The following is a 5,337-nucleotide window of genomic DNA, read 5'->3' on the forward strand; positions in this document are numbered from 1 at the left end:
TACTGGCAAGAAATGAAGACTTTAAATGCGGACAGCGCCAACAGGCAGAGAGCCAGGGATTCCTTATTCAAGCTCATCCGTGAGCACGGCCTCGTCCGGGAGTTTCCTCTGATCACGGCCACCCTGAAGGCTTTCAGCCATGGTAAAATCAGGATAACCGCCGACAAAAAGGTAGTCAATGCCGCGGAAAACCCGATAAAAGGATATGATCTAACGGATGAAATCAATAAACAGTTAGAAAGGGTAAATCTGATATGAACACTATCTGCTTTGACCTTGAAGGGCCGCTATCACCCCAGGACAACGCCTACGACCTGATGAAGCTATTTCCCGACGGGGACAGGATTTTCGAGGTTATCAACCGCTACGATGACCTGTTGGTGCTGGAAGGCAGGGAAGACTACGAGGCCGGGGACACCCTGGCCCTTATCGTGCCCTTCCTGGTGCTGCACGGTATCACGGAGGCTGATATCTCTGGTCTGGCCGCCAGGGCTACCCTGACCGGCGAGGCAGAGAAACTCATCTCATGGCTGGAATACAGCGGATGGAAGGTGTTCTGTATTACCACTACCTATCAGCAATACGCCATACACATCACCCAGAAGCTGGGTATATTTGCCCACCGTGTTGCCTGCACAACGTTCCCGCTGGACAAGCTCCGTGTTGCTTTAAGCCCGGAGGAATCGAGTTTATTAAAGCAGGCCGAGCAGGAAATACTGGCCCTGCACCCGCCGACCGATGATGCCCGTATCAAGCAAAGCCTGGACAGCTTCTTCCGGGAGAAATTACCGAACACCCCCATCGGAAAGGCGATAAAACAGGTCAGGCCAGTCGGGGGACAGCGTAAGCTGGACGCCCTGAACAAATTCGCTGAGAAAGAGGCCCAGCCCCTGGCCAGGTGGGTGGTGGTGGGTGACAGCATCACCGATGCCGAAATGCTCCAGGCAGTGGAAGCCGCCGGAGGACTGGCGGTTGCCTTCAACGCCAGCCGGTACGCCCTGCCTTATGCTACCATGGGACTGGCATCCACCGCCGTCAGCGACCTGACCGATATTCTCCAGGCATGGCAGAAAGGACAGCGAAAAGAGGTCGAGAAAGCGGTCAGGGCCAAGGAGAAGGCAGGGGGCAGGGAGGACAGGAACTACCTCCACTGGCTGTCCGGCAGAAAAGACATTGATGACGTAATCGCCCTTCACCAGAGGATAAGAAAGCTGGCCAGGGAAGAAGCGGGCAAGCTGGGGTAAATTCAAAAATACTCATCTTGAAGTTCAGGCAAGTCTTGAGACTATGGAGAAATGTCATTGCTATGAAAATAGGTATTCTGTCATTCCGGCGAAAGCCGGAATCCAGTTACCCCCTCCACATGGATTCCGTATCAAGTACGGAATGACAAGGACATGAGCGATTGGAAGCCGAAGCAATCCAGGCGGGGTGATGCCCTCCACCCAGATTGCCACGTCGCGCCGATTGCATCGGGACTCCTCGCAATGACACATCGCCTGCAAGAAACTTTTGGGGGGGATAGGGTTCCCATGAACAACATTGAAGTGGTCGGGCTGGGGGCGCTGAATCTCGACCGTGTCTACCGGGTAGAGCGTACCCTGGGAGACGCCGAGACAGCAGCCGGCAGGGATATGGAACACATCCCGGAAGCGGAACGAAAATTCATCGGCAGCTTCCCCGGCGGCTCGGCGGCCAATACTATATATGGCCTGGCCAGGCTGGGGGTAAATACCGGCTTTATCGGGGCGGTGGGTGACGATGATGAGAGCAGGATACTGCTGCGGGATTTTGAGAAAGCAGGCGTAGACACCAGTCAAATCAAGATAAAACCGGCCACCGGGACAGGCGAAACACTATGCCTCGTCGACAACCTCAACTTCCGCTCTATTCAGGTCACCCCCGGAGCCAACAGTTTATTAAACGCGGGTGATATAGAATTAGATTATTTGAACCGAGCAGGGTTGCTTCACATCTCTTCCTTCGTTGACGACCCTCAACTGGACATTATAGTGCAACTGGTCGCCAGGCTGGATTCCAGAGTCAAAGTAAGTTTTTCCCCGGGCTCACTGTACGCCGCCAGGGGACTGCAAACCCTGACTCCATTACTGGCCAGGGCTGATATCCTTTTCCTGAATGAGAGTGAAATGAAGCAGTTAACCGGCGCCGTCGATTTCAGTTCCGGCGCCCGGCGCTGTATTGAACTGGGCTGCCGCATTGTCGCGGTCACTCTTGGTCAGGGCATACCCTACAAATCGGTCATGGCCACCAGCTACATCCGGACCGCCGAAAAAGAATACATTATCGAACCCGGCGATAAAAGCATAATATCGGCGCTTGACACCACCGGTGCCGGGGACGCCTTTGCCGCCGGTTTTCTCTACGGCCTTCTCAAGGATAAAGACATTGAGCAATGCGGCCGCTTGGGAGACACTGTCGCCCGGTTCTCCATCCGGAAAATAGGAGCCAGGGATGGACTACCCACCCTTGACGAACTGTCCCACCGCTACCATGAACTCTACCAGCGTGAGTTGTAGCTACTTCTTGGCCGCGTCCTGCGGTTTGCTCAGGATTTCATCAATGAGGCCGTACTCTACCGCCTGCTCAGGATTAAGGTAGAAATCACGGTCGGTATCATGGGTCACCTTGTCCAGCGGCTGGCCGGTGTGCCGGACGATGATATCCTTAATTACGTCCTGCTGACGGGCAATCTCACGGGCCGCAATCTGAATATCGGAAGCCTGTCCCTGAGCGCCGCCGATCGCCTGGTGCATGTGAATTGTTGAGTGCGGCAGGGCATAGCGCTTACCCTTGGCGCCGGAGCAGAGGAGCACAGTACCCATGCTAGCCGCCATGCCGACGCAGATGGTGGACACATCAGGACGAATCAGCTGCATGGTGTCATAAATAGCCAGCCCGGAGGTGATGACCCCACCCGGACTCTGAATGTACATACTGATGTCTTTGTCCGGGTCTTCCCGTTCCAGGTATAGAAGCTGAGCGATGATAGTGTTCGCCACAGGGTCAGAAATCGGGGTGAATAACATGACGATACGCTCTTTTAACAGCAGAGAGTATATGTCCCAGAACCGCTCGCCTCTTGGCCCGGTCTCAACCACGCCGGGGATAATATCCATCGGATTAATATTCATTTTGCCTCCTTATCCCGTTTTTTCCTTGGTTTCTTTGTCTCTTTAGCCATATCTACCAGTCTTTGCACCGCTTTCTGGGTAATCAATGTCTGCCTGATTGACTCGCGGGTCTGTGCGGTATTCAGAATCTTCTTCAATTCCTCCTTTTTATCACCGCTACTGGCTACCATTTTATCAATTTCAGCGTCAATTTCCGAATCATCCGCCTCAATCTTCTCTTCTTCAACAACCTTGCCCAGTACCAGAGATCGGGTGACCCTGGTGATAGCTACAGGACGCAACTCTTCATGCAGCTCCTCCTCCGTCTTATTGACACTGCTCAGGTACTGTTCCAGAGTCTGGTCGCCCCGCTGGAAGCGCTGGTCAATAATCCGGTGAATCTCCGCTTCTATCAGAATCGGGGGGAACTCTACCTCAGATAGCCCAACAACGCCGTCAATCACCCGTTCTTCAAAGTCCATTCTGGCCCTCTCTTCAGCCCTGAGCGTCATATCAGCGGCGACACGCTCCCGGAGCGCAGCCAGGGTCTCATACTCGGGGTTGACCAGTTTAGCCAGCTCGTCATTGAGCTCGGGGAGTATTTCCTGCTTGACCCCGGTTACCTTTACTTTGAAGTGAGGCTCTTTCCCGGCCAGTTCCGGGCGGGGATATTCCGCCGGAATCTGTAGCGTGAACTCCTTTTCCGCACCGCTTTTCATCCCGACAAGCTGCTCGGCTAATCCCGGCGCGGGGAAAGTGAAATCGCGAAGTACCTGGAACTGGGCGCCCTGCTGGTTAATGAAAGGCTGGCCATCGATACTGCTCTCGACATCAAGCACGGCCAGGTCATTAAAGTCCACCGGGCGCTCCACCGGCTCCCAGGTGGCGTGCTGATGACGCAGCTGCTCCATAACGGCGTCAATATTCTCATCGGTTACCGTCACCGACTCCGGCGAGAGCTTGACCTGATGGTAATCACCAAGCTTAACCTCAGGTCTTAACGGTACCGTAGCCGTAAACACTACCGGCTCGGTCCCGGTTATTTCAATCTGCGGCTGAGCAATAGCCTCGATCTCCTGCTCGGCGATAGCCTTCTGATAAGCCTCAGGAACCAGACTATTGAGCGCATCCTCCAGCAGGCTCTCTTTACCGATATGGCGTTCCAGTACCGCCCGTGGCGCCTTGCCCACCCGGAAACCGGGGATTTTGGTCCTCGTGACCAGGCGCCGGTAAGCCTTCTCCATGGACTCCGCCACCTCTTCCGGTTCCATCTCAATGGTCAGGAACACCTGCCTGTTTTCAGTTTTCTCGTTGGTTACTTTCACTATCCCTCCATTTGCCTGACGCCGTGCTTTTCCCGATAATAATTTAAGAAGCCGTCAATACTCATCGGCACATCGTGTTTCGCCATATAATCATAGAGAGCAGGCCACCTTTCCCTGAGCGGCTCTAAGGCGGCACACGCCCGAGCGGTTAACCTCTCCGCGGCATCGGCAAACCTGTTTTCGCTCAACGTCTGACTCGTTATGTCATTCCAGGCATAGAGCGTATCCATAGACCACTGCAGCTTGGTCTGCACTTCGGTAGTCATGCCGAAGTGCGAATAGTAAATACGGGACGCCTGCAACCGGAGCAACTTCTCAATGGTAGCTCCCGATAACTCCAGATCGAAGCTGGGTGGAGCGTTAACCATGGTTAGTGATTTATGCTCTCCCAAACAGATACCGGCGGCGTCTCCCGTAAAAATGCCGTTATTACGGCTTTCATGGACACATAGCTCGTGCGGAGCATGTCCCGGAGCTTCAATAATCCGCAAAGACTGTTTTCCGCCCAGCTCGATAGTATCACCGTCACGCACCGCGGTTACCCGCTCCGCCGCAATGGGCAAGACCTCAGTATTTTTTACTGTTGTCTCTTCAACCTGGCCCTGCGCCGCCAGGGCACTGCTGACCAGCCGCGACGGGTCAACCAGGTGCCGGGCACCCCGCTGGTGTACCAGCACCCGTGCCTCAGGCATATTTTTCACCAGAAACCCGGCGCCTCCACCATGGTCTAAATGGATATGAGTGATAACAATATAGTCGATGTCTCCGGGACTCACACCCAGTTCTTTAAGCCCGTCAAGGACAAATCCGGCGGAAGGGGTCGGCCCGGTATCAATCAGCGCCTTTTTATCTTCATCAATCAGGTAAACACTGCCGAACTC

The 5,337-nt window shown here is 54.4% G+C and carries 6 protein-coding genes; 3 read left to right on the top strand and 3 right to left on the bottom strand.

Annotated features, from left to right (window positions below; genetic code table 11):
* From Q8Q07_06385 to Q8Q07_06395, 3 genes are all read left to right on the top strand, one after another.
* Positions 1-258: hypothetical protein (locus Q8Q07_06385; protein ID MDP3879911.1), on the top strand; the 258-nt coding region annotated here is incomplete at its 5' end.
* Positions 255-1,244 (top strand): hypothetical protein, encoded by a 990-nt coding sequence (locus Q8Q07_06390; GenBank protein MDP3879912.1) that lies wholly within the window; start codon positions 255-257, stop codon positions 1,242-1,244. The genes Q8Q07_06385 and Q8Q07_06390, both read left to right, overlap by 4 nt.
* A gap of 288 nt (positions 1,245-1,532) precedes the next feature.
* On the top strand, positions 1,533-2,537 hold the full coding sequence (locus tag Q8Q07_06395) for a carbohydrate kinase family protein (GenBank protein MDP3879913.1): 1,005 nt from the start codon (positions 1,533-1,535) through the stop codon (positions 2,535-2,537).
* Here the strand turns inward: Q8Q07_06395 and Q8Q07_06400 are convergent, their stop codons facing one another.
* The 3 genes from Q8Q07_06400 to Q8Q07_06410 form a co-directional block, all read right to left on the bottom strand.
* The gene (locus Q8Q07_06400) at positions 2,538-3,152 is read right to left on the bottom strand and encodes an ATP-dependent Clp protease proteolytic subunit (protein ID MDP3879914.1); all 615 of its coding nucleotides are present in this window, start codon (positions 3,150-3,152) and stop codon (positions 2,538-2,540) included.
* The gene (gene tig / locus Q8Q07_06405) at positions 3,149-4,456 is read right to left on the bottom strand and encodes a trigger factor (protein MDP3879915.1); all 1,308 of its coding nucleotides are present in this window, start codon (positions 4,454-4,456) and stop codon (positions 3,149-3,151) included. Before tig ends, Q8Q07_06400 begins: the two co-directional genes overlap by 4 nt.
* A partial coding sequence (locus Q8Q07_06410; GenBank protein ID MDP3879916.1) for an MBL fold metallo-hydrolase occupies positions 4,456-5,337 on the bottom strand: 882 nt, incomplete at its 5' end. The genes tig and Q8Q07_06410, both read right to left, overlap by 1 nt.

This window comes from Dehalococcoidales bacterium, from assembly GCA_030698765.1.
In the GTDB taxonomy this organism is placed as follows: Bacteria; Chloroflexota; Dehalococcoidia; order Dehalococcoidales; family UBA2162; genus JAUYMF01.